21 protein-coding genes and 2 pseudogenes are annotated in these 24,122 nt (G+C 53.8%); 6 read left to right on the top strand and 17 right to left on the bottom strand.

Going from position 1 to position 24,122, the window contains the following annotated elements:
* Positions 1-108: 108 nt before the first annotated feature.
* From BSZ31_RS06745 to BSZ31_RS06705, 9 genes are read right to left on the bottom strand one after another with little or no spacing between them, the layout of a single operon-like run.
* Positions 109-846 (bottom strand): hypothetical protein, encoded by a 738-nt coding sequence (locus tag BSZ31_RS06745; protein ID WP_146106627.1) that lies wholly within the window; start codon positions 844-846, stop codon positions 109-111.
* 12 nt (positions 847-858) lie between these two features.
* Entirely contained in the window at positions 859-2,022 is a 1,164-nt protein-coding gene (locus BSZ31_RS06740) for a deoxyguanosinetriphosphate triphosphohydrolase (RefSeq protein WP_369907287.1), read from the bottom strand.
* Entirely contained in the window at positions 1,995-3,089 is a 1,095-nt protein-coding gene (aroB, locus tag BSZ31_RS06735; protein ID WP_105028094.1) for a 3-dehydroquinate synthase, read from the bottom strand. The genes BSZ31_RS06740 and aroB overlap by 28 nt, the downstream gene beginning before the upstream one ends.
* Positions 3,086-3,643 (bottom strand): shikimate kinase, encoded by a 558-nt coding sequence (locus BSZ31_RS06730; RefSeq protein ID WP_335618241.1) that lies wholly within the window; start codon positions 3,641-3,643, stop codon positions 3,086-3,088. The genes aroB and BSZ31_RS06730 overlap by 4 nt, the downstream gene beginning before the upstream one ends.
* A gap of 49 nt (positions 3,644-3,692) precedes the next feature.
* Positions 3,693-5,774 (bottom strand): type IV pilus secretin PilQ, encoded by a 2,082-nt coding sequence (locus tag BSZ31_RS06725; RefSeq protein ID WP_105028093.1) that lies wholly within the window; start codon positions 5,772-5,774, stop codon positions 3,693-3,695.
* The gene (locus BSZ31_RS06720; RefSeq protein ID WP_105028092.1) at positions 5,771-6,289 is read right to left on the bottom strand and encodes a hypothetical protein; all 519 of its coding nucleotides are present in this window, start codon (positions 6,287-6,289) and stop codon (positions 5,771-5,773) included. Before BSZ31_RS06720 ends, BSZ31_RS06725 begins: the two co-directional genes overlap by 4 nt.
* Complete coding sequence (locus tag BSZ31_RS06715; protein WP_105028091.1) at positions 6,286-6,900, bottom strand: type 4a pilus biogenesis protein PilO; 615 nt, start codon at positions 6,898-6,900, stop codon at positions 6,286-6,288. Before BSZ31_RS06715 ends, BSZ31_RS06720 begins: the two co-directional genes overlap by 4 nt.
* The gene (locus tag BSZ31_RS06710) at positions 6,887-7,465 is read right to left on the bottom strand and encodes a PilN domain-containing protein (RefSeq protein WP_146106626.1); all 579 of its coding nucleotides are present in this window, start codon (positions 7,463-7,465) and stop codon (positions 6,887-6,889) included. The genes BSZ31_RS06715 and BSZ31_RS06710 overlap by 14 nt, the downstream gene beginning before the upstream one ends.
* Entirely contained in the window at positions 7,456-8,424 is a 969-nt protein-coding gene (locus tag BSZ31_RS06705; protein WP_105028089.1) for a hypothetical protein, read from the bottom strand. Before BSZ31_RS06705 ends, BSZ31_RS06710 begins: the two co-directional genes overlap by 10 nt.
* A gap of 180 nt (positions 8,425-8,604) precedes the next feature.
* On the opposite strand from BSZ31_RS06705, the pseudogene BSZ31_RS06700 reads away from it, so the two are divergent.
* Positions 8,605-11,081 (top strand): annotated as a pseudogene (locus tag BSZ31_RS06700) (penicillin-binding protein 1A).
* Between the two features lie 5 nt (positions 11,082-11,086).
* On the opposite strand, the gene cyaY reads toward BSZ31_RS06700, so the two are convergent.
* Positions 11,087-11,413 (bottom strand): iron donor protein CyaY, encoded by a 327-nt coding sequence (gene cyaY / locus BSZ31_RS06695; RefSeq protein ID WP_105028088.1) that lies wholly within the window; start codon positions 11,411-11,413, stop codon positions 11,087-11,089.
* Between cyaY and BSZ31_RS06690 the strand changes: the two are divergent.
* Positions 11,412-11,519 (top strand): annotated as a pseudogene (locus BSZ31_RS06690) (lipoprotein); the annotation flags it as partial. The gene cyaY and the pseudogene BSZ31_RS06690 overlap by 2 nt on opposite strands.
* A 77-nt stretch (positions 11,520-11,596) precedes the next feature.
* Positions 11,597-12,904 carry a diaminopimelate decarboxylase gene (lysA, locus tag BSZ31_RS06685; RefSeq protein ID WP_105028087.1) on the top strand — a complete coding sequence of 436 codons (1,308 nt, stop codon included), beginning with the start codon at positions 11,597-11,599 and terminating at the stop codon, positions 12,902-12,904.
* An 84-nt stretch (positions 12,905-12,988) separates the two neighbouring features.
* On the opposite strand, the gene ccsB is transcribed toward lysA, so the two are convergent.
* From ccsB to BSZ31_RS06670, 3 genes are all read right to left on the bottom strand, one after another.
* A complete protein-coding gene (ccsB, locus tag BSZ31_RS06680; RefSeq protein WP_105028086.1) occupies positions 12,989-14,329 on the bottom strand; it encodes a c-type cytochrome biogenesis protein CcsB in 1,341 nt (446 codons plus the stop codon).
* On the bottom strand, positions 14,326-16,503 hold the full coding sequence (locus BSZ31_RS06675) for a cytochrome c biogenesis protein ResB (protein WP_240605660.1): 2,178 nt from the start codon (positions 16,501-16,503) through the stop codon (positions 14,326-14,328). The genes ccsB and BSZ31_RS06675 overlap by 4 nt, the downstream gene beginning before the upstream one ends.
* 112 nt (positions 16,504-16,615) lie before the next feature.
* Complete coding sequence (locus BSZ31_RS06670; protein WP_240605659.1) at positions 16,616-17,281, bottom strand: cytochrome c; 666 nt, start codon at positions 17,279-17,281, stop codon at positions 16,616-16,618.
* A 161-nt stretch (positions 17,282-17,442) separates the two neighbouring features.
* Here BSZ31_RS06670 and yihA point away from each other — a divergent pair, with 161 nt between their 5' ends.
* From yihA to BSZ31_RS06655, 3 genes are read left to right on the top strand one after another with little or no spacing between them, the layout of a single operon-like run.
* The gene (gene yihA / locus BSZ31_RS06665) at positions 17,443-18,105 is read left to right on the top strand and encodes a ribosome biogenesis GTP-binding protein YihA/YsxC (RefSeq protein ID WP_105028083.1); all 663 of its coding nucleotides are present in this window, start codon (positions 17,443-17,445) and stop codon (positions 18,103-18,105) included.
* Positions 18,102-19,097, top strand: coding sequence for a porphobilinogen synthase (gene hemB, locus BSZ31_RS06660; RefSeq protein WP_105028082.1), 996 nt, complete (start codon positions 18,102-18,104; stop codon positions 19,095-19,097). Before yihA ends, hemB begins: the two co-directional genes overlap by 4 nt.
* Positions 19,098-19,102: 5 nt before the next feature.
* Positions 19,103-20,146: a magnesium transporter CorA family protein gene (locus BSZ31_RS06655; protein WP_105028081.1), complete on the top strand. Its 1,044-nt coding sequence runs from the start codon at positions 19,103-19,105 to the stop codon at positions 20,144-20,146.
* Positions 20,147-20,158: 12 nt separating this feature from the next.
* Here the strand turns inward: BSZ31_RS06655 and dsbD are convergent, their stop codons facing one another.
* Genes dsbD through BSZ31_RS06635 form a run of 4 tightly spaced genes read right to left on the bottom strand, consistent with a single transcriptional unit; the run spans position 20,159 to position 24,084 of the window.
* Positions 20,159-22,060 (bottom strand): protein-disulfide reductase DsbD, encoded by a 1,902-nt coding sequence (gene dsbD, locus BSZ31_RS06650; protein ID WP_105028080.1) that lies wholly within the window; start codon positions 22,058-22,060, stop codon positions 20,159-20,161.
* A complete protein-coding gene (gene cutA / locus BSZ31_RS06645; RefSeq protein ID WP_105028079.1) occupies positions 22,057-22,398 on the bottom strand; it encodes a divalent-cation tolerance protein CutA in 342 nt (113 codons plus the stop codon). Before cutA ends, dsbD begins: the two co-directional genes overlap by 4 nt.
* Positions 22,395-23,162 (bottom strand): ABC transporter permease, encoded by a 768-nt coding sequence (locus BSZ31_RS06640; protein ID WP_105028078.1) that lies wholly within the window; start codon positions 23,160-23,162, stop codon positions 22,395-22,397. The genes cutA and BSZ31_RS06640 overlap by 4 nt, the downstream gene beginning before the upstream one ends.
* Complete coding sequence (locus BSZ31_RS06635; protein ID WP_105028077.1) at positions 23,155-24,084, bottom strand: ATP-binding cassette domain-containing protein; 930 nt, start codon at positions 24,082-24,084, stop codon at positions 23,155-23,157. Before BSZ31_RS06635 ends, BSZ31_RS06640 begins: the two co-directional genes overlap by 8 nt.
* Between the last annotated feature and the right edge of the window lie 38 nt (positions 24,085-24,122).

Here is a 24,122-nt window from a genome sequence, read left to right as displayed (position 1 = left end):
AAAAGCCCCTGATTTCAGTACGTGGGTCACTTTACTGCACTGCCGCAAGATTCTCAAGGAAAATAAAAGGGGTCTGACCCTAATTAATCCACCCCATCGAAATCAGGGCTATTTAATTGGGGACACACCAAATAACATGCACTTAATTTGTGCTTTTGATTGCTTTGGCAGGTCGCCCACGCGGTCGGGGGCGAACCGGTCGATTCGCAAGCTCTTGAATTTGCGCGCAAAAGAATCATCGCTCCAAAGCCACCCTTTTTGCAAGCACTGCAAAAGCCCCGAAGTGTCATGCTCGCCCAAACCTTGTTCACTGAACTGCCGGTAGCGGCTTTGACGCTCGAAGGGCGTATTGCCCAATTGCCAGTAAATCGGCAAATCTGCCAACCAGGCTTCATTCACCACCCCGGCATGGGCAGCAAAACTGCTCCAGGGATAAGTGGCCAAATCAGAGGCACCTGCCGCACGCATGGCCAATTGCTCAACAAACAGGCAGGCTTTCAAGCTGTGCAAACCGGGCTGAACCACTGTGGATTTAAACCGGGGCTCCCACAGCGCACTGGAATGCACTGCTTGCACCTGCCGAACAGCGGGCGAAAAATGCCGGTTCAGGTTTTGTACAAAACGCCCGGCTTGGGCAGCCTGGGCAGTGCTGATCATGAGCAATGCGCCTGACGGCACCAGGCAATATGCATGAATTGCCACGTCTTCTTCGGAAGCGCTTTGGGGCAACTGGGCATGAAACAGGGAAAAAGCCTCGCGGGTTTTAAATACGTCCTGCCCGGCGATGCCCTGTAACTCCAGCACCATGGGACATTCAGGAATAAACAGTCGGGCTTGGCGAGCCATGGGGCGCTGGTGTTACTGAACGCCGGGCACAGTCAGGCGCTGATGCTCTTTCATGGCATAGCGGTCGGTCATGCCGGCAATGTAGTCCGCGATTGCACGTGGTATATCAGCTTCGGAACGCTGAAAAAACTGGGGTGGCAACAGGCGTGGATCATCCATGAAAATATGGAACAACTCCTGAACCACGCGACGAGCCTTTAACGTGGCGCGCAACACTTGATAGTGTTGATACAGGGCTTTGCGCAAAAACACCTTCAGGGCGTGGTTCAGCTCAGCCATTTCCGGGCTGAAACCAATCAACTTGTCGGCCAATTGAACATCAGCAACACAGGTGGGTTTCATGGCTTGAATTCGGCGCTCCGATTCATGCAAAAGGTCTTGAACCAAAGCATTGATAATGCCGCGCACAGTTTCATGAATCAGCCTGCGACCTTCAATATTGGGGTGGCGGGTTTTCACACGGTCCAGGTGTATTTTGAACAGCGGAACCTCGGCCGCTTGCTCCAGGGTAATCAGGCCTGAACGCAAACCATCGTCAATGTCGTGGTTGTTGTAGGCAATTTCATCGGCCAGGTTAGTCACTTGTGCTTCAAGCACCGGACGGCGGTTGCTTAAAAAACGGTCGGCTACTTCACCCAGCTTCTCTGCATTGGGCTTCGAGCAATGTTTCAAAATACTTTCACGGGTTTCAAAGCACAAGTTCAGGCCATTGAAACTGGCATATTTCTCTTCCAGCTCATCCACAACCCGCAGGCTTTGCAGGTTGTGCTCAAAGCCCCCGTGCGGGGCCATGCATTCATTGAGTGCGTCTTGCCCGGCGTGGCCAAAGGGCGTGTGCCCCAAATCATGGGCCAGCGCCACCGCCTCGGTTAACTCCTCGTTCAAGCCCAAGTTGCGGGAAATGCTGCGCGCAATTTGTGCCACTTCAAGGCTGTGGGTGAGGCGTGTGCGGTACAAATCACCTTCGGTGTTTACAAATACCTGGGTTTTGTATTCAAGGCGACGAAACGCTGCACTGTGAATAATGCGGTCACGGTCACGCTCAAATTCGGTTCGGCCTTCCGGGCTTTTCTCAGGGTGCAGCCGGCCACGTGTGTTCGTGGAACTGACTGCATACGGGGCCAAACTGAGTTCGAAGTTGCGCACTGTTAGTCCCCTGCCCCCATTTCCTGCAATGTTTGCCGTACAAGGGCCTCATCGGCCGGCGAGGTGGATGCCCCACCCAGGCCATTCAACAGCACATATTTAATCGAGCCCGAATCCGCTTTTTTGTCATGGGCCATCAACGCCATGAACTTGTCCACGCCCAAGCGTGGCGGAATGGCTGGCAGCCGGGCATCAATCACAATCTTCTTCAGGCGCGCAGATTCTTCCATGCTCAGGCGACCCATGCGGCGGCACAAATCGGCAGCAATCACCATGCCACAACCCACGGCCTCGCCGTGGTACCACTGGCCATAGCCCATGCCTGCTTCAATCGCGTGCCCAAAGGTATGACCAAAATTCAAAATGGCGCGTATGCCACCTTCACGCTCATCTTTAGACACCACATTGGCCTTGATCTCGCAGGAACGCTTCACCACGAGCGCCAACAACTCGGGATCACGGTTCAGCAGAGCGGGCATGTTGGCCTCGACCATGTCCAGGTATTCTGTGTCTGCGATTGCGCCATGCTTGATGATTTCAGCCAGGCCGCAACTCAGTTCGCGATCCGGCAAGGTGTTCAGGGTAGAGATATCGGTCAACACCATTTGCGGCTGGTAAAACGCACCAATCATGTTTTTGCCCAAGGGATGGTTGATACCGGTTTTTCCACCCACCGAACTGTCCACCTGACTCAGCAAAGTGGTGGGCACCTGAATAAAGGGAATTCCGCGCATGAAGGCGGACGCCGCAAAGCCGCCCATGTCCCCAATCACACCGCCGCCCAGCGCCACCAACACGGTTTTGCGGTCGCAGTGGTTTTGCAACAAGGCATCAAACACCCGCTGCAGGGTGGGCCAGTCTTTGTATTCCTCGCCGTCCGGCAGGCTGACCACATGTACCAGCTTCGCACCTGCTTGCTGCAACGTGGTTTTCAAACGTTCTGCATACAAGGGCCCTACCGTGGTGTTGGTACAAATCATCACGGTTTTACCCGCCACATGGGGCTGAAAAAGGGCAGCCTTGTCTAGCAGGCCCGCGCCGATGTGAATCGGGTAACTGCGTTCGCCCAAATCAACTTCAAGGGTGTATTGACTCATTCTGTTCCGGTGGCCTTCTGTTCAGTGTCGGGCGCCTTTTGGCCCAATTTTAAAGCATGGCTGATTTTGTTCACAATTTGGTAAACAGGTTGCCGGCCAGTCTCCACGACCACATCGGCGCACTGTTTGTACAAAGGCAATCGCGCTGCCAGCAATTCTTCAATTTTCTTGCGGGGGTTGGGGCCTTGCAGCAAGGGGCGGTTCTTGTCCATCCGCGTGCGTTGGTACAGTTCAGCCGCCGAGGCGCTTAAATACACCACAGCACCAATTTGCTTCAGAAGTTCACGATTTTCTGGCGCCAGCACGATGCCGCCGCCGGTGGCGATCACCTGCCTTTCCCGGCCAACAAAGCTGGCCAGCGCAGTCGATTCTCGTCGACGAAAACCAGCCTCGCCCTCAATCTCGAAAATAACGGGAATACTGACACCTGTTTGATGCTCGATCAGGTGATCGGTGTCAGTGAATTCCCAGGACAGATGCTTGGCCAAGGCCTTGCCGACTGTGCTTTTGCCGGCACCCATCATGCCCACCAGCACAATGCATTGATTAGACACTTCGTTAAGTCTTTGTGAACAATCAAATCATTGTACGGTAAAGCATGTGCTATTGGCTTGTAAGCACAACCGGCGTCAAAAAGATTAACAATTCAGCACGGCGCTTGGATTCATTTTTGCCACGAAACAAGACACCCAACCCCGGGATATCACCCAAAAACGGGGTTTTGTCATTCAGCACATTGTCATCTTCTTCGAAAATACCACCCAGAACCACTGTGCCTCCGTCGCTCACCAAAACTTTGGTTTTCACCCGGCGTGTGTCGATCGCAGGTCCGTTGGAAGTTTCTATTCCGATGGAGTCTTTCGCAACATCCACATCCAGCAGCACCGTGCCGTCGGGTGCAATTTGAGGTGTTACTGCCAACTTCAAATTGGCCTCCTTGAACTCGGTGGCTGTTGCACCACTGCTGGTGGCAATTTGGTAAGGAATTTCAGTACCCTGCTCAATCAAGGCAGGTTCTTTGTTCGAGGTAATGACGCGGGGATTGGACACCGTGCGCACCTTGTTTTCAATTTCAAGCGCCCGAAGCTGCAAATTGATCAATCGCGTTGAATTGGCATTGAACAGGGTGTAGCCCAAATTGGTCGCGTTTTCAACACCGGTATTCACGAAATTGCCGCTGCCAAACTGATCGCCAACATCCCCAAAACCCGGGTCTGCCCGAGATGACAGGGCCCGCAACCTGATGCCCAAATCTCGAGACACCGAGGTATCTGCAAGCACAACACGCGCCTCAATCATCACCTGCTTCACAGGTTTGTCCAGACCATTGACGATCATGCTGATACGCTCAAGCCGGGTAGGCGTGTCTTGAACGAAAATCTGGCTGGTGCGCTCATCTGAAATCAAGGTGCCTCGAGCCGACAACAGTTTGGAATCCTCTGATTTGATCAACGCCACCAAGTCGGCTGTTTTTTGATAGCTCACCTGAAACACCTTGGACACCAAGGGCTCCATTTCGTCCTGAGCACGGCGGTTGGCGGTTTGAAACTGATCGTTGGTGACATCCGTGGGCGTGGAAACCAACAACACATTGCCCGACTGGCTCGACACCAAACCTTTGGAGCGCATCACAATGTCCAGCGCCTGGTCCCACGGTACATCTTTAAGAAACACCGTCACCTTGCCCTGAACCGAGTCGCTCAACACCAGGTTCATTTTTGTAAAGTCGGCAAACACCTGCATCACGGTGCGTATATCGGCATCCTTGAAGTCGAGCGTAATTGGGCGGCCTATGTATCGGGCCACCACACTTTGCTCTGAAGTTGCGGGCTTCAGTTCAATTGCCTTTGTTTGTGCAGCCATGTTTTGCGTCGGGCTTAGCTCAACCTCCACCACTGGTCCACGTTGACGCACCAGGTGCGTGGCACCATTCAGTTTCATCTGAACAGTCAATGCCAAATCTCCAGGCTTCAACTCCGCCATGGCAATCGGTGAATCTCCAGTGGTTTGCAATTGCCGCGCAACACCCGAAGCAAGTTGCGCATTGGCGAACCTGACTTTCAACTGGTCGTTCAGCAGCACCGCGTCCGCTACAATATCGGGCCGATCGAACTCCAGCCGAAGCACCCATTTTCCAGCCAATTTGTCCATCTTCCAGGCTTTCATGACCGGGCCTTCTGCAATCATTGCAGGCCTGCCCATGATCTGCGCAACAGTGTCTTTGAGCTCACTTTGCTCAGACAACACCGCTGCCTGCCCGCCGTTGGGCTGAAAGGGTTTTGGTCCGGAGAATGTCAGCTCAATTGCGCGATCTTTTTGATTAAGCTGCACTTCGTAATTTTGCGCCAACTCAAACACAAGTCGGGTTTTTCCGCCCGCTGCGATCAGCTGGGCCTTTTTGATTCTGCTGCCCGAGGGAAAAGCCATGGGTAGCGTGCTGTTGCCCAATTCAACGGGAAAATCAAGCACCTGTCGGGCAGGGTTTGCAATCCGGAACAAGCCCAATTTGCCATCGAAATCCTGATCAAAAAACAGGGTCACGCGGGCCTGGTCGGCCAACTCTTCCAGTTTGGCGTCCACCACCGCCAGGGCATGAACTTGCAAATGCATCAGCAAACCCGCTGCCAGCGCAACTGCCTTAAAACAAGTTCGCACAAACCCAGCATTAAATAGTTGATTGTTCATTGAGCATCCTCGGGTATGTTCACTGGCATCAAGTTCAGTTCAAGGCGCTTTTCTCCCGCCCTGGAGTCTATTCGCGACAGCACAACCTGCCCCGGTCCAAAAGAGGTCACTTTGTAGGTGCCCAACACGTAACTGCCCACCCCAACAACATGGTCGACGTGCCCGTCATTCAGAATGGCAACACGTTGACCAGCCGACTCAATCAAACCCGTCAGGCGCAACGATTCCGCCGACAAATTAACGGCTGCGCGCCGATCGGCCTCATCGCCCCATTGGGTACTCGACCATTGAAACAAACGACCGGTGATCGGCGGTAAATCTGCCGCACGAACACTCAAGTTGCCCGCGTGTTGTAACGCGCTTGAATCTTCAGGCTCTGATACATCCCCAGCTTGCCTCTGACCCGCGTTCAGGCGTTGCCCCAACTCCGCCATGGCCACGGCGTGATTGTCCTGGGGATCTCCCAATTCAGGAAAAAAGGGCACCAGCAGTATCGAAAAGAGAAAGTCCATCATGGGTTTTCGACCTCCACGGTTTGCGGTGCATTCAAGGGCAGTTGTGCAAAGGCATTCAGCTCACCGGTCATTTTCCAACCACCCTCATCCGGCAAATACGCCATGTCAAACTCCTTCAAACTCACCTGGCGGCTAAGTGCGGCAATGTAATTCGGCAAACGTGAAATTGCATCGCCATCACCGCGCACACTGACTGTCACCGGCACCACACGCATCACTTCGCGGTTCAATGGCTCTTTGGGCGTAAACTCGGCAAGCTTTAATTCGTGATCCAGAATCACTTCATTGATACGCTCCAGCAGCGAGGCCAGTTCACGCTCAGAGGGCAAGGCCATTTTCAGCAAAGGCAACTGCACCTCCAGTTGAGCCAATTCAGCCTCAATCGCAGGTCGGTCCAGCAACAAACGCGACTGCGTATCCAGACGGGCCAAAGATTCCTGAATATTGGTTTCAAGTTGTGTGCTCACGGTTAAGGTGTCTTTCCAGAACAGAAAAAAACCCAGCACCAAAAACACCAACCAAAGCCCCCCCATCAACAACAGCCTTTTTGACCAAGGAAGCAAGGGCAGTTCATCGGCCAAGTCCCGAAAACTCATCTCATCCAGGCGCATGCTCAGCACCTCGCAAAATAGCCCTGATCTCAAACAGATGGCGGTTGTCCACCACACCCTTGACCGTCTGCTTCGGCTCAGTCACCGATACCAGGTCGACTGATTCGAACAGGCTGTTGCCAGCCTCCATTTGGTCCACCCACTGCGCCAGGCTTGACACCGCATCAGTAAAGCCGTTGATGATCAACACGTCTTTGCTCACAAACAAACGCGTCATCGACACATTGGAAGGCACCGTCCCGTCAAGGAAAGAAACCCATCTGCTTGCAAGAATCGATTCTTTTTCCACCGCCTCCAAAGCACTCACCTGGCGATTCAACACCGTCACCTTGTCTTTCATGGCTTGAACCTCGGCCACGCGTGTCGCCATTTCTGATTCCATCGCGCTCAAATTGCCAAGAAATTCCTCTTGTCTTGCCACGCGCGCGCTAAATTCGCTGCCAATGGCGTAGCAGGCACCCAAACCGAGCACTACACCCACCGTCAACTCGGCCATGAAACGGCGCTTTCTGCGTGTCTCACGCAACACCCGGTAAGGGTAAAGATTGAATAGAATTACTCGCATGGCATCGCCTCCAAAGCACCAAACGGCACCACGTCGTCATGCCATCGTCCTTGCAATTCTTTTCGGGGAGAAATATCAATCAAGCGTGGTGACAAGGTTTGGCTGCGTTTGGCAGTTGACTCGCACCCTTTTGCATACATCAGCTCGCCTCCAAGAATCAGGCGAACCGAAGCAACCTCCTCAGGGGCACCGTCCCGTGTCCAGGTCGATACAAGGCGCTCCAGCGCAGACACTGCCTGCACCACCGAGAAGCCCTCCTCGCTGTGCTCCCAGCTTTCATTGAACAGCACACCTTGAGAGAAAACGGCCAATCGAACATGGTGGCGAGACAGTTCACCGTGCAACAGGAAACGGATATCTGCCGACTTCAATGCAGCAGGAGCCATCTGCAAATAGCCATTCATGGCAGCCACGGTGTCCAGCGTAATGCCCAGACAGGTCAATCCACAGGACTGGCAGGCACGCATGATTTCATCAACCTGTTTTTGGTCAATTCCTGCAACAGCCAGGCTAATGCTGCCATCTGACAGTTCTGCCTTCACCTGCCAATCAAAAGCAGCCTCACGCTCCGATTCCCCCGCAGCTGCTTCCATCAATTCCTGAATCTGAAAACGAATCAAGTTCTCGCGCTCATCCTTGGCCACGCCAATCTCCCCCAAATAAGCATGTTTGGAAGGCACAGAAACCACCACGAACTGTGGCTTGGCTAGAGTGGGTGGTAGCTCCCGAATTGCAGCCACGATCGCTTGCTCCAGGGATGCCGCACTCAACAAAGCATCATCCTGAGGGACAAGCTCCAGGGTACCGCCACCCGATGCACGAATCGACTTGAATGACAGGCGGCCCTGGCGCTCAATTTCTCCGTAAACCCACCGCCACCTGCCACCACTGAACGAGATGGACAAGGCATGGGCCGCGCCTGCGTGCAAGCTGAAAAACCACTTTCGAACTGATTTCATGAATGAACCCTGAGCAAGGTAGAGCTTCAGGGTAGAGAATTCAGCGTAGCCAGCTAACCCTCATTGGAGGGGTACAACCACTAGGGGGAGAGCACGAATTCACCACTAGAGTCAACGATCGGAAATTCCCGTGCGTTGGCAGATACAATGTAACCACTGACACCAATCCTGCTCCGACCTGTGAATTCAAACAAAATCCGCCTCAAGCACCACTCCGATGGCTTCATTGCGACCGCGCTCACCGTACTGATCGGCTTGGGCGTGTCTGGCGCGCTGCTCGTGGGCGTGGCCTTGGCACTTATTTTCCCCAAGTTACCCGACCTCGATACCCTGACTGATTACCGACCCAAAGTGCCGCTGCGCGTGTTGACTACCGATGGCGTACTGATCGGTGAATTTGGCGAAGAACGCCGCCGCCCAGTCGACATTACCGAGGTGCCCTTGGTGATGCAACAAGCCATTTTGGCGGCCGAGGACGATCGGTTCTACGAGCACGGCGGCATCGACTTCATGGGCGTTGCACGGGCCTTGGTGACCAACGTCACTCGGGCGGGCGCACACAGGGCGCCAGCACCATTACCATGCAGGTCGCCCGCAATTTCTTCCTGACCCGAGACAAAACCTGGACCCGCAAACTGTATGAAGTGCTGCTGGCCTACAAAATTGAAGACAGCCTGAGCAAAGACGAAATTCTGGAGCTTTATATCAACCAGATTTACCTGGGCCAACGCGCCTACGGGTTTCAATCTGCCTCACAAGTGTATTTCGGCAAACCGCTGCGCGACATCAATGCCGCAGAGGCAGCCATGTTGGCTGGTTTGCCCAAAGCGCCCTCTGCCTACAATCCAATCGTGAATCCAAGCCGTGCCCGTGTGCGCCAGGAGTATGTACTACGCCGCATGAACGACCTCGAGTATCTCGACGATACACAGTTTGAAGAAGCCTTGAACACCGAGTTGGTGTACCGCAACCGCAAAGCCAACGGCGATGACATCGAGGCCACAACAGGCCTGACGATCAATGCCGACTATGCAGCTGAAATGGCACGCCAGGCCGTGGTTGAAATGTATGGCGAAGAGGCCTATACCTCGGGCATCACCGTGACCACAACCTTGATTGCAAAAGAACAGCGTGCTGCCCAGCGCGCCTTGCGCAACAGCGTGATGGACTATGAACTGCGTCAATTCTTCCGTGGCCCTGAAGGCTACATTGAGCTGCCCAACGACCCAAAAGAAGCCGAAGAAGTCATCGGTGACAACATCAGCGACTACACCGACTACGGCTTTTTACAAAGCGCAGTGGTGCTATCCGCCAGCCCCACTGAAGTGGTGGTGTCGCAAGGCGCAGGGGAGCCCCTAAAACTGACAGGCACAAGCCTGAAGCCCGCAGAAAGCTGGTTAAATGAACGCGCCCCTGCCAACAAACGACTGAAACGTGGTGCTGTTGTGCGTATTTTAAAACGCAAAGACCAGCCCCCCATGCTGACGCAATTGCCTGAAGTGGAAGCTGCGTTTATTGCCATCAGCCCCAAAGACGGCGCAATCCGCGCCCTGTCCGGTGGGTTCGAGTTTTCTCGCAACAAATTCAACCATGTCACCCAGGCCACCCGCCAACCGGGCTCGGCATTCAAGCCATTTGTGTATTCTGCTGCACTTGAAAAGGGAATCACACCAACCACACTGGTGGCCGATGAGCCCATTTTTGTGCCAGCCGACACCCCGGGTGGCAAGGACTGGAGCCCGAAAAACTACGATGGCAAGTACGATGGCCCCATGTTGCTCAAAGAAGGCCTGGCCAAGTCGAAAAACATGGTGTCCATCCGGGTGCTACAAGAAATTACCCCACAATACGGCCAGCGTTGGGCCACACAGTTTGGCTTTCCTGCTGCCAATGTGCCGCCCTACCTCACCATGGCCTTGGGCGCTGTTACAACAAACCCCCTTCAAATGGCCAGCGCGTTTGCCGTATTTGCCAATTCGGGTTACCGCGTCAAACCCTATTTGATTGAAAAAATCACCGATGGCACCGGTCGAATTGTGGCCCGTGCCCGCCCTGCTGTTGCTGGCGAGGAAGCCAACCGTGTAATCGATGCCCGCAATGCATTTCTGACCACCCGCCTTCTGCGCGAAGTGGTTGAGCGCGGCACTGCCACCCGGGCCAAAGTGCTCAACCGGGGAGACATTGTTGGCAAAACAGGCACCACCAACGACAGCCACGACGCCTGGTTCGCAGGCTACAACAGCGACATTTCAGCGGTGGCCTGGGTTGGCTACGACCAACCCCGCAACCTGGGTGCCCGCGAAACAGGTGGAGGCCTGGCCTTGCCAATCTGGATTGATTACATGAAAGTGGCGCTGGCTGATTCACCAGAAAAACCACAAGTGGTCCCCCCAGGCATTGAATACATCGACGGGAATTATTACTACTCCGAATACACACCCGGCAACGGCGTGGGCCGCATCGATGTGAACGGCGGTGGCGACGACATTCCAAGCCTTTTCAATTTCCTGAAAGGCTTGGGCGGCATGCTCGAGGGCAGCGGCGAAGCACCCATCAGTGGCAACCCCACCGCAGGCGATGGTACCAGCCACGCGGCACCAGCCCGCCCGCGAGAGCAGCCGCGGGATGATATTGAACGGCTGTTCGGCAACAACTAAAACACTTAGAAATTGGGGCAGTTTTGCCCCAATTGGCCACTCAGCAGTTCAACAAAGTGAGTTTTAAAGGGCGTTTTGCTGCGGGTGTCCAGCCATTCGCCATTGGCATACTGATAATGAAAACCACCCGATTTTGCAGCCAGCCACAACTCGTGATTGGCCACCTGGCTGTTTAAAATCATCTTGCCCTTGTCTTCAAAATCAAGGGTTAATACATTGCCCGAGCGCATTGAATCTGCATCAAGGTCCAGCGTATCGACCAAGGATTCAATATACTCTTCTACTTGAACCAAGGTGGCATCCACCACCGCCTGGAATTCTGTGTCTGTCATGAAAAAATCACCTCTAAGAACATTGGCCATTGTCACCCTGTTTGCACTGGGCCTGAATGCTTGCGGCCAACGCGGACCACTTTATTTGCCCGAGCCGCCTGCCCCTCTGCCCAAGCCCGCTGGCTACGACAAACCTGAACAACAGCAAAACCGCTAAACCTACAATTTTCGAGCAATTTTACCGTGCAAAACAACTCAGTGAATCCCAGCGATCTCAACCCCCACTTGCAGTTCGACACAGCCAGTGGAGAACTTCAATTCGAGAGCACCGAGCTTTCCGGTTTGGCGCAGGAATTCGGAACACCCTTGTATGTGTATTCCGCCTCTTCCATCAAAGCGGCTTATCGTGCATACGCCAGCGCCTGTCAGGGTCTGGCCCACGTCACCATTTGCTACGCGGTCAAAGCCAACTCCAACATTCATATTCTGAAATTGCTGGCCCAAGAGGGTGCAGGGTTCGACATTGTGTCTGCCGGTGAACTGGCACGTGTCATCGCAGCAGGTGGTGCTCCTGAAAAGGCCGTGTTCGCAGGCGTGGGGAAATCCATGCAGGAAATTGAATACGCACTGGGTCAAGGCGTGGGCTGCTTCAATGTGGAATCTGAAGCCGAAATGGAGCGCGTGGCCTTGGTTGCCGAGAAATTGCAACGGAAAGCCAATGTGTCGCTGCGTGTGAATCCCGATGTCGATGCAAAAACCCACCCCTATATTTCCACGGGCCTGAAAGAAAACAAATTTGGCGTGTCGATGAGCGCGGCCAAACGGGTTTATCAATTTGCCAATTCACACCCGTGGCTGAATGTGCATGGCATCGATTGCCACATTGGCTCTCAACTCACGGATGCAAGCCCCTATTTCGATGCGCTTGACCGGGTATTGGCATTGCTTGATCAATTGGCAGCAGACGGCATTGAAATCAACCACCTCGACCTGGGCGGAGGCATCGGCATTCGTTATCTGGACGAAACACCACCCACACCGGCTGAAGTACTACCCAAGTTAATCGGCAAAGTTCAAAGCTGGGCCCAAGCCAAGGGTCGCGGCATGCCCACCTTGTCATTCGAGCCCGGACGCTCCATTGTAGGCAACGCGGGGGTTTTGCTAACCCAGGTTGAATTCCTGAAAGAAAATGAAGGCAAACACTTCGCGATCGTGGACGCCGCCATGAACGACCTGATGCGCCCGGCAATGTACAAAGCGTTCCATGGTGTGGTGGCGGTACAAAACAACCCCCATGCCACGGCACAAGAATACGATGTGGTGGGCCCGGTGTGTGAATCGGGCGACTGGCTGGCAAAAAACCGCACACTGACCATTGAACAGGGGGACTACCTCGCCATTTTGTCAGCGGGTGCCTACGGCCAAACCATGGCATCGAACTACAACAGCCGCGGCCGTGCAGCGGAAGTGCTTTTGGAAAACGGCAAAGTCACTTTGATTCGTCGGCGCGAAACCATCGAAGACCAGCTTCGCCCGGAACTCGACGTTTAATCACATCCAGGTATGAAAGAAAAAAGCCCCGATTCAAGCGAACCGGGGCTTTTTTATTACTCAGCGCGCTAATCGCTTACCTGATTACAACTCGCCGTAAGAATGCAAACCAGACAAGAACATGTTCACGCCCAGGAAAGCAAAACCGGTGACCAGCAAGCCCACCAAAGCCCAATAGGATGCGACCACGCCACGCAGGCCTTTCACCAAACGCATGTGTAGCCAGGCAGCATAGTTCAACCACACCACCAGCGCCCAGGTTTCCTTCGGGTCCCATTGCCAGTATGCGCCCCAGGCCTCTGCGGCCCACAAAGCGCCCAAAATGGTGGCCACTGTGAAAAATGCAAAACCCACGGCGATCGACTTGTACATCACGTCGTCAAGTACTTCCAGCGGGGGCAAAGCATCTGCAATGCGCTTGCGCGCCAGCAAAATTGCACCCACCACGGCACAACCAATGCCCAGGTACAAGGCCCAGTAAATTGAAATTCCTTCAGTACGGAACACCATGGGCTCCAGGAACATCAACACACCCAAAATACCGGTGGGAATCAATGCCTTGATACTGGGCGCATGGGCATACACCTTCAACAGGTAAGCAAACGCCACCATCGCTGCAATCGAGAAAGTACCGTAACCAATGAAGTTGGCGGGTACGTGAATTTTCATCCACCAGCTTTGCAGGGCGGGCACCAATGGCTGAATGGCATAAGCCTGGCGCTCCACACCGTACCAAGCAAGAAAGCCCACTGCGGCCACCACCACCAACATCACAAAGGCACCCAGCTGGCGGGTTTTATACACCTGCTCGTAAAACAGGTAGTAGATCGCCGTAATCAGGGCAAACAGCACAAAAACTTCGTACAAATTGGAAACCGGAATGTGGCCTACATCCGGCCCTATCAGGTAGCTTTCGTACCAGCGAATGAACATGCCGGCAAAGCCCATCACAACAGCACCCCAGGTCAACGCCGTGCCCACAAAACCCGCTGTGGGAGAACGGCCAACCAAGCCGATCCAGTAGGACACAGTGGCTACCACAAACATCACGCCCATCCATAAGATGGCGGATTGACTTGAAAGCAGGTACTTCAGGAAAAACTTCTGCTCTGCGGCCGCCAAATCACCGCCATAACTTGAAATCGCCAGCAAGCTCAAACCCGCGACAGTCAAAATCAACCATTTCAGTGATCCCCAGCGGTAAGCCATGTAAGCCGTAACAGGCACACAACTCCACAAAATAGTGATCTCGTAAATGTCCATGAAACTGTGGTATTGCTGCGAGGCATAACCCGCCGCAGCCACCAACAATGCGGCAAACGCAAAGTCACTCCAGTGAAATGATTTTGAAAACCAACCCGCCTTTTTCGTGGGCAAGCCTGGCTTATCGCCCGTGGGGCTTTGATTGATCCAGGTCGAACTCATACCGCATCTCCTGCCGAGGCTGCTTTAGGCGCAGCCCTGCTGTTCAATTCATTCACAAACTGCTCGTACTCTTTCTCAAAATCCATGGTCTTTCGAGTGGTGGACATACCCATCATCACTTTGGAACCCTCTTCATCCTGGGTTACCCAGAAAAATGCCCTGCGCTCGCGGATGTAGAACATCGAAAATACCCCGATGCACAAAAACAAACAACCCAGATAGACAATCCATTGCCCCGGGGCTTTGGCCAACTGAAACACACTGGCCTTCACCTCATCAAACTGGTCCAGCTGAAACATCACTGGCGCGCCATACAGCGACAAATCCGACAGGGCAATTTGTGCGTCCTGCACAAATCGTCCATGTACTTCATCAGGTACTGCAGGAGGCAAGTTGGCCGTGGTGCGTGAAAGTTGATAAACCTCCCACATGGCGCCTTGCAACAAACGAATAATCACGTCACTGGCTTTCTCTCGTTCGCCCTCGGGCACGGTGCTTTCAATAAACTGCGCAATGGCGGGCAAGCCTGACAGCGAATTATTCAAGCCCGCAAAACGCTCCAGGGCACGCTGCGCACTGTCAGCCACACTGGCCACCAACTGGGCCGAATCGGGCCTGTCGCCAAATGCCTGCTGCGCGAAACGCTGTGCCGCGGTTCTTCGAATTTCATCATTTTGCAGGGCTGCGCGGAAGCGCATAAAGCCCTCCAGCTGGCCATTGTCATCGACTGGAATTCTCAGATACTTAAAACCATCCGCGGGGGTTTCACGCACACCCGCCAAATAATACCGTCCGCCATCCAGGTTAATGGGCAACATGTAATTGTGAAACTCACGGGCTTGCCCCGCCTGGTCGCGCAACTTGTAGGTAATGCTGGGGCCAATGTTCGTGAATTTGGTCTTTGCGTCCTCTTTGACACCGGGGCCCAACACGCTGGCCAGGTTGGTCTCGAAAGGTGACAAGGCATCGGCATTGCCCAAGGCCAAATCGTCCACGCTCACCTGGTCAGCGTTGTCCACGGGCAAGGCCTCTACATTGATTGATTTGAAGGCAGTGAACTCCACCTTCAAATCCCGGCTCAAATCGCCTTGCAACTGGCTCAGGTCTCGGCCACCACCCACCACACCATCCAGGTCGAAGCGATAGTCACGCTCGCCGGTTAGCGGAATGCCTTTCAGTTGAACCTTGGTGCCACCATCGTCAAAGCTCGACTGATACACCGTCACACCCTTGTAAATCAGCGGTTTGTTCACCTCAATCGTGGCCTCAAATCGCTCCTGTGTGTCCGGGTCAAAAACCTCCACATCGCTGGCAAACAGCTTGGGCATGCCCGTGCTGTAAAAATCAATTCGAAATTCTTTCAGGGTCAGCTCAAACGGCAGGTCTTGCACCAGCAAACCATCATCGGTGTTCAACACCGCCACACGGCTGGTTTCACCCTCTGGCAAGAGCAAATTGGCACGGTAACTTGGGTTCGATTCCGCAAGGCGCGCCTTTTCCGGAATACCGGCCGTAATTTCAGCCCCGGTCACTGGCGTTTTGCCAGTTGCCCAAACGGCAAGCTGCAAAGGCACACCACTGTCCAGCAAGCCACCAATGCAAATCACAATAATCGACAAATGCGCGGCGATGTATCCAAAACGGTTTGCACTGCCTGCTTTGGCGGCCACCATGGTGCCGTTGTCGCGCACCGATTGTTTGACCTTGAAGCCTTTGTGCTCCAGCCACTCGGTGACGATGCCTGGCAATTCAGAGGGCTTCTCCTTGAATCGCCCCTCCCAACGGTGAGCAAAGGCCCTCAAACTGTTCTCGCGAATATTCTCGCGATACACCCGCATTTCCTTGATCATCTTGGGCGTATTGCGGTAAACGCACAAGGAAGTGGACACCACCAAAAACGCCATCACGGCGATAAACCAGGGCGCATTGTAAATTCGGAACAAACCCATGGGCTCGAAAAACGAAGCCCAGAAAGGCCCAAACTGGTTCACGTAGTTCACCCAGGGATCAGCCTGACCAACCACCGTACCAATTGCAGAGGCGATACAAATCAGCGTCAGCAGGCTGATTGCAAAACGCATCGAGCCCAGCAACTCCATCAAACTGACCCAAAACGACTGCTTGCCCATTCTTTGTGGGTTCAAATTGTCTGCAACGTCCCCTGAACTACTCACACGCTTCCCCACTATTGACTCTTTGTACTTCTCTCACTTTCCCGACTTTTGCCCATGCCGAAAAAAAGGGCTATCCTCTAGCCCCTTTTTGACCGGCGATTGCGTCAAATGTTCAACGCAAACCTGCGATGTAATCGGACACTGCTTTCATTTCCTTGTCCGACATCTTGTTTGCAATTACTGTCATCTGTTCGCTGTTGTTGCGCACACCATCACGGAAGGCAATTAACTGGCTTTCCGTGTACTGGGCGTGCTGGCCACCCAAACGTGGATACTGGGCTGGAATGCCCGCGCCATTCGGGCTGTGGCAACCTGCACAGGCCGGAATTTTTTTGTCGGCAATACCACCGCGGTAAATCTTTTCACCCAAGGCCAGAGTGTCCTTGTTCTTGGCAGAACCGAGAGTTTGCTTCTGAGCAGCCAGGTACGCCGATACGTTCTTCATGTCTTCATCAGACAAAGCAGCCGCGAAGCCTGCCATGATCGCATTATCGCGTAGCGGCTTTTCACCATCTTTGCCAGGCTTGAAATTCACAAGCTGCTTGTACAGGTACTCGGCATGCTGACCCGCGATCTTGGGGTAAATAGGGGCAGAAGCATTGCCATCGGCACCGTGGCAAGCCACACACTGCTGCATGATTTCCTTGCCTTTGGCCAAGTCGGGCTTGAACACTTCAACGGGGCCGGCAGCCTGGGCCACAGACATTGAAAACATCAAAGCGGCAAACAGAGAACTCAGTTTAAGCGTCGTCAGCTTGTTCAGCATGGTCAAACCCATCAAAAAGTGCATCAAAAAATAGTGCGGCGATCCAAAAAACCCTGTCAACCCCGGCCCAATCAGAGCACAAGCACGTCAAACAAAGGCGCAACCGCGGCAAAGTTTTCACAAACCCTAGATTATAACCACTCAAGCGGCTGTCTTGCATCTAAAATGTGCGCATGACAATCAATTTCCACAACACGCATTTCGAGATCTCTGCGTCTCGCATGGTCGAATGCCCGGGCGCCAGCGTCCCCGAGATCGTATTTGCCGGGCGCTCCAACGCCGGCAAGTCCACGGCCATTAACACCCTGTGCAAACAGCGGCAATTGGCCTACGCCAGTAAAATGCCCGGCCGCACCCAGCTTCTCAACTTTTTTCATGTCATTGAGCAGGCTGAGCCAATTGCGCGCCTGGTCGATCTTCCCGGCTACGGCTTTGCCCAATTGGCGCAAACCAGCCAAAGCGTGTGGGACAAAGAGCTGGGTAGCTACTTGGCTGAACGCCCCAGCCTGGTGGGTACGGTGCTCATTGTAGATTGCCGTCGCGGTCTGCTTGAACTTGATTATGCTTTGATCAAATGGGTGGGGCATCGCCAGTTGCCGGTGCATATCCTGCTTTCCAAGGCCGACAAATTCAACCGTCAAGAGCAGGTACTTGCCTTGCGTTCCACACAAAAAGCCCTCGATCCGTATCGGGTGAATGGCCATGAAATCACGGTTCAACTTTGGTCCGCATTGAAAAAGATCGGTATGACCGAGCTGGAAACCCAGCTGTCGAACTGGGTTCGCCCCCCCGCACCCACCTCCGAAACACCCGCAATTGAGCCACCGACATCATGACCCAACACCTTTATCATCGCCCACGTCGCTTGCGCCGAACCGATGCACTGCGTCGCCTCGTGTCTGAGCACACTTTGAGTGCAGCCGACTTCATTTATCCGGTGTTTGTCGTACCCGGCAGCAACAAACGTGAATCCGTAGCCTCCATGCCCGGCGTAGAACGCCTGTCACTCGACCTGTTGTTTGCCAAAGCCGAGCAATGCCTGGAATTGGGTGTGCCTGTTATGGCCCTGTTCCCGGTCATTGAAACCGATAAAAAAACCGCCGATGGCCTGGAAGCCACCAACCCCGAGGGTTTGGTGCCACATGCGGTGCGCGAACTGAAAAAGCGCTTTCCCGAATTGATGCTGCTGACCGACGTCGCACTCGACCCATTCACCAGTCACGGCCAGGACGGCCTGATTGACGAACATGGGTATGTGCTGAACGACGAAACTGTCGAAGTGTTGCAAATGCAGGCTTTGGTACAAGCGCAGGCCGGTGTCGACATTGTCGCCCCCAGCGACATGATGGACGGTCGCATTGGCGCCATTCGCGAAACCCTCGAAGCCAATCGCTGCATTCACACCAGCATCATGGCCTACTCCGCCAAATACGCCTCGGCTTTCTACGGTCCCTTCCGAGACGCGGTGGGATCGAGCGGCAACCTGGGAAAAAGCAACAAAAAGGTGTATCAAATGAACCCGGCCAACAGCAATGAAGCGCTGCTGGAAGTCGGCATGGACCTGGATGAAGGCGCAGACATGGTCATGGTCAAACCTGGCATGCCTTATCTGGACATTTTGTGGCGCGTGAAAGAAAAATTCGCCCGTCCCACCTTTGCCTATCAGGTCAGTGGTGAATACGCCATGATCAAAGCAGCCGCGCAAAACGGCTGGCTGGACGAAAACGCCGTCATGCTTGAATCCTTGCTGGCCTTCAAACGCGCGGGCGCAGACGGTATCCTCACTTACTTCGCACTCGACGCGGCAAAACTTCTGAAACAGGGTTAATTCGCATGGGAATCTGGACGCATCTGACTCAAGACAAGATCAAGAAGTTAAGTGATGCGCCCAGCCAGTTGCCCGAGTCCGGGTTTCTGTGGCTCGACACACAACTCGATGAAGAGTTGTCCTGGCTGCCGGCGGTTGAATCCCTGCTCGGCTTCAAGTTGGACGAACTGCATCTGGAAGACCTCGGCAACACCTTTCATCCCAGTCACTTCGACATTGGTGATGGCTACAACATTCTGATCATCCGGTCATTGTCCAGCAAACCCCTGTTTGACGAAAACAATCGGCTCAGCATCAAAACACGCCCAGTGTTTTTTGTTATCACTCCCAAACTGTTGGTCACATTTCGGCCCAAAGACAGCCGCACATTTGCCATGGCCCGCAAGTTTGTGGACAGTGCGCCTGAAAAACCAATGGATGAAATCGAAACTTTCCTGAAATTCAAACGTGCCCCAGCGGGCACAGACGAACTCATGATCCAGTTGGTCAGCAATTTGGTGGACCGCTTCATGGAAACCCGGATCGAAATTTCCGAACAACTGGATCGCTGGCAACGTGATTTGCTCAATCCGCGCAAACGCTTTCAAGACTGGAATGCCTTGCTCGCCGCTCGCAATGAAATGAATCGACTGGAATCAGTTGCTCAAGACCAGCGCGATGCGCTCACCGACTGGCAAGACGATCAAGAGCGTGAAGGCCGCATGGCTGCCGCCCTCCAAGTGAATGCACGCGACACGCTTGAACACCTGGAGCGAGTCGTCAGCCTCACCCGCCGCCTGGGAGCAAATACGGAAACTGCGGTGCAGCTTCACTTCTCCGCTACAGCGCACAAAACCAATGAAATCGTCACCGTGCTGACCATGCTGACAGCGTTGTTCATGCCACTCACGCTCATCAGCGGCATTTTTGGCATGAACTTCGAAGAAATACCTTTCTTGAAAAATCCGAATGGGTTCTGGATCAGCCTGGGTCTCATGGGCCTGTCCAGCATCGTTTCAATCGGATTGATCTTCTGGATCAAAGGCCGAAATCACCTCGGCAAACCCTGAACGGCTCCAGGCTTACAAACCAAGGTTGGGACGAACCTGATTCAAGGTCTGATCAAACCGCTTCGCATTCTGAAAGCCAATCACCTGATGAATAGGCTCTGTTTGCCCGGCCGGAAAAAACAAAATTGCCGGTGGTCCAAACAGGCTGAATTGCTTTAACAAAGCCTGATCACCTGCGGTATTGTCAGTCACATCCACCTGCACCAAACGAATACCATTGAGCTTTTCCTTGACCGAGGTGTCCGTCAAGGTAAACAACTCAAATTCTTTGCAACTCACACACCAGTCCGCGTAAAAATCGAGCATTACTGGCTGCTGGCTCGATTCAATCAAACTCACAACCTCCTCACTGCGCACCTTCTCAAACGCAGGTTTGCCTGTCGCAAGTTGTTGAGATACTCCGTTCGCACCTGTTTGCTGACCATTCAAACCAGCCAAAGGCTGAAGCAGGCTACCTGAGCCAGAAAAAAGGCCCATCAGGTAAATCAAGGCCAAAAGCGTAAACAACAAACCGAATGTTTTGCTGATCACCTTGCCTCGCGAGCCCATGGTCGCCATGCTGCTTGCACCATGAAACAAGGCCGCCGCAGTCATACACGCCAACAAAGCCCACATCGCCATAATCAGCCACACTGGCGTCACTGGCGTAATTGTCCACACCGCCACGGCCAACAACACAAAACCGAACGCAGCCGACACCCAACTCATCCAGGCCCCAGCCTTTGGCAATGCTGCACCTGCGCCGGCGGCAAACAGCACCAGAGGCAAGCCCATGCCCAAGGCCAGTAAAAACAAAGCTGCTCCACCCAAAACTGCGTCACCAGTTTGTCCGATATACAACAACGCACCAGCCAAGGGCGGCGCCACACACGGACCCAACAACAGAGCCGACAACACGCCCATGACCAACACGGGAATGAATTGCCCACCTTTCAGGCGACCGGTTTTTTCTTGCAACCACCCTTGAAAACTCGCCGGCAATTGCAGCGAATAACCCATCAAGAGTGCAACCCCCAGCAAGGCCAACACACCGCCAAAAGCCCACAGCACGGGTGGCTGTTGCATGGCCATGACCAGGCTTTGACCTGTCAGTCCGGCCAGCACGCCCAACAAAGCGTATGTCAGGGCCATGCCCAACACATACACCAATGCCAAAGCCATGGGCCTTGTCTTGCCCGCCGCCCCTTGACCACCAGTTTGCTGACCAACCACCAAACTGCTGACAATTGGCAACATCGGCAAAGTACAAGGCGTAAAAGCCAACAGCAAACCCAAACCAAAAAACACCGGCAGAACCACCAGCCACGATTGGGCTGCCAGCCTGCTTGCCAAGTCGCCCGCCTCATCTGCGGGCAAACCAGTGCTGGATTGCCTGCTATTCATTAAGGGCGAGTCCACCTTATTCCCGAAGAATGAGCCTACTCCACCACCCAACACTCCACCCAACAAACCACTGTCCTTGAATGCCACCGGCGTGGTCATGGGCGGGTAACACAAGCCTGCGTCCGCGCACCCTTGGGAAATCAATACAGCATTGGCCACATCCACTGGGTTATCACCCAAACCATAACGAATTTGAAACGCCATTTCTCCCCGAAGCGCTTCAATTTCCTGATTCAGAAATTCATCAAACTTGCGATCGCCCCGCGGCAAGTCAACAAACTCAAACACCGGCAAACTCATCGGGTTCTCAAGCGCAAACCGCTCACGGTACAAGTAATACTCCGGCGCCACTTTGGCACGCACATCGATCAGGCAGTTCTCAACACAAGCCGGGTCTTGCACACTCAAAGTGAACTGAAACGCCTCTTCGGGCGGCAAAAAATCATCGGCACGGGCCTGGCTTACACTCATCCACAAACTGACCAGCAGCAACAACGTTGGCCACATCCAGCGCACGGTTCGCTCACTCATGCCCCAGCTCCCTTGCCGCTTGCAGCAATCCAGTCAAGGTAAGGCACGTGTCCATCGGCAATTGGCAGCAGGATCAGCTCTGGCACCTCATAGCCATGCAAACGCGGCAACGCCCTCTTCAATTCCTCGCATTGCGATTCGGAACACTTCATCATCAACATCCATTCCTTGGTCTGCTCAACCTTTCCCTGCCAGCGATACACCGACTCCACCGGGCCCACAATATTCACACAGGCCACCAACTGCTCATCCACCAAACGATGTGCCAACGCCGTAGCACGACCATGTGAGTCAACTGTGGAATAAGCCACCCAACAGCGTTCCGCATTGTTCTTCATGCGCCTTTCCGTTTAAACCTGCGTTCGGTCAAGAATATCGCCAACCCTATTCCCACTGTCGCATAGACAGCCATTTGAACCAAAAGTGCCGGCAACATGCTGAAATCACGCGCATAAATACCCCTGAGTGCATCGACCACCACCGAAAGTGGCATGTAGTCAGCCACCATCCTCAACCATTGCGGCAACTGCTCCCTCGGGAAAAATGCACCCGACAAGAATGTCATTGGTGTTACCACCAAGGTAAAATAAAACATAAAGAAATCGTAGCTAGGCGCCCTGGCATTGATACACAGCCCAAACCCGGCAAACATCAAACAAGCAAGAATCAGCACAAACCAGGACAAAACCCAGAATTGAACGTCACCAATACCCAACATTGCGATGATCAACAACATCGCCCCCGTACTAATTAAACCTTTGCTGGCAGCCCAACTGCATTCACCCAACACCACCTCGCGCAGGCGAACCGGCGTGTTCATGATCACCTGCCATGTTTTCTGGGTGTGCATGCGTGAAAACGCAGAGTACAAGGCTTCAAAAGTGGGCGCATTCATGGCGCTAATGCATACAGCCCCCACGGCCAAGTAGTTCAGGTACGGCATGCCCCCCACATTGGGCAACATCGACCCGAGCCCCAAGCCAAAGGCCATCAAGGCCATTACGGGGTCAACCACATTGCCGAGTAACGATGGAAGCGCCAGCTTTCGCCACACCAAAAAGTTTCGGCGCCACACCTGAAATACCGCATGAAAATTAATCATCGCGCAAAGCCCTGCCAGTCAAACTGAAAAACACATCTTCCAGATTTCCCGGGCGATAAATATAGTCCACATCGGATTGGGGCGAACGTTTCAATGCCTCCAACATCTCGTCGGCTTTTTCATTCCTGAAATAAAAAGTCTCGCCTCGCTGCTCGATCGGCTCACCCTTTGAACTCACATGCTGCGACACGCAACGCGCCGCACCCGCGCCCCACAACTCCAGTACTGCGTGGCCAACCACATTGCGGATCAGCGTCAGGGGTTTGTCACAAGCCACAATATCGCCATGATCAAGCACAGCCACCCGGTCCGCCAGGCGCTGTGCCTCATCCATGTAGTGCGTCGTTAAAAACATCGCCATGCCCTGGCGCTTCAGGTCAACCAACCGATCCCAAATCACATGTTTCGCTTGCGGGTCTAGGCCCGTAGTTGGCTCATCAAGAAACAAAACCTTTGGCTGATTGATCAGGGCGCGAGCCAACATCAAACGCCTGCGCATGCCGCCAGACAATGTGGCTACCGAATCATTTCTGCGGTTTACCAACTGCGCGAAACCCAGCAACAACTCGGCACGCTCACGCAATTGCTTGCCGTGCAGGCCGAAATAACGGCCAAACACCATCAAGTTCTCGAATACCGTGAAATCGGGGTCCAGCGCATCGTATTGAGGCACCACACCCACATCCTGCCTGGCAATGTGCCCTGCTTCGGGAAGAGTTTTCCCCAGCAACTCCACCACGCCATCATCCGCCTGCGCCAAGCCCAGCGCCAAGGCAATCGTGGTTGACTTTCCAGCGCCGTTCGGCCCCAGCAAAGCAACACACTCGCCCGCATTCAGCGAAAAATTCAAACCAGTCAGTACCGCGCGTCCACCATACGTTTTGCGTACGCCACTCAAGTTCAATACAGTAGAGCCAGCCACTTACCAAAATCCCCTACAACTTTCGACACAAAACAGAC

The organism is Limnobacter sp. SAORIC-690, from assembly GCF_002954425.1.
Classification (GTDB): domain Bacteria; phylum Pseudomonadota; class Gammaproteobacteria; order Burkholderiales; family Burkholderiaceae_B; genus Limnobacter; species Limnobacter profundi.
The sequence above is the reverse complement of the archived record's forward strand: the minus strand, read 5'-3'. Positions and strand labels throughout refer to the sequence as shown.